The organism is Stenotrophomonas sp. YIM B06876 (genome assembly GCF_030711595.1).
Lineage (GTDB): Bacteria > Pseudomonadota > Gammaproteobacteria > Xanthomonadales > Xanthomonadaceae > Stenotrophomonas.
The window spans coordinates 1-1,042 of sequence record NZ_JAUJUJ010000295.1 but is presented as its reverse complement, the minus strand read 5'-3'; the positions used below and the strand labels follow the sequence as shown (position 1 = coordinate 1,042).

Here is a 1,042-nt window from a genome sequence, read left to right as displayed (position 1 = left end):
GGGGAAGGTCTGCACGATCCAGACGCCACCCAGCAGCTGCAGGTCGAGCGCGTACTGCGTGGGCACGAACAGGATGAACAGCAGGGCGCCGAACTTGACCACCAGCGAGGCGATCTTGGCCACCTGGGCCTCGCCTTGCGGCGACACCGCCGGGTTCACATAGGCCTTCCAGAAATTGCGCGTGAAGAGATTGGCCGCGCCGATCGACATCACGGCCGCCGGCACCAGCGCGCCGATGGCAATCGCCGCAAACGCAAAGCCGCTGAACCAGGCCGGAAACAGCGCGCCGAACAGCGCCGGCACCACGTCGTTGGGCGTCTTGATCGCCAGGTGCGCGGCATGCGCCATGTAGCCCAGCAGCGCGATCAGGCCCAGCAGCAGCGTGTAGGCCGGCAGGAACACCGCGTTCTTGCGGATGGTGTCGGCGCTCTTGGCGGCGAAGATGCCGGTCAGCGTGTGCGGGTACATGAAGGCCGCCAGCGCCGAGCCCAGCGCCAGGCTGGCATAGGGCAGCATCTGCGCGGGCTGCAAAATCAGGCCGGTGGCGCCGCCCTTGGCCGCAAAGGCATCGCCGGCCGCCTGGAATACGGCGGCATAGCCGCCCAGCTTGGCCGGCACCAGCACCACCGCCGCCAGCACCACGATGTAGATCATCAGGTCCTTGACGAAGGCGATCAACGCCGGCGCGCGCAGGCCGGCCGAATAGGTGTAGAGCGCCAGGATGACAAAGGCCGCCGCCAGCGGAAACTCGCCCGACAGCCCCAGCGCCTTGATGACCACCTGCATGCCGACCAGCTGCAGCGCGATGTAGGGCATGGTGGCCACCACGCCGGTCAGGGCCACGGCCAACTCCAGCGTGCGCGAGCCGTACTGGCCGTAGACCACGTCGGCGGCCGTCACATGGCCCGCCTCTTTTGCCACGCGCCAGAGCCGCGGCATGATGGCAAAGACGATCGGATAGACGACGATGGTGTAGGGCAGCGCGAAGAAGCCATAGGCGCCTACCGCATAAACCAACGCGGGCACCGCGATCACGGTATAG

The 1,042-nt window shown here is 67.2% G+C and carries 1 protein-coding gene; it reads right to left on the bottom strand.

What is annotated here, in order from left to right; genetic code table 11:
- Window positions 1-1,026 (bottom strand): sodium:solute symporter (locus QZH66_RS16845; RefSeq protein WP_305807005.1); only part of this gene is annotated, 1,026 nt, incomplete at its 3' end.
- Window positions 1,027-1,042: the final 16 nt, after the last annotated feature.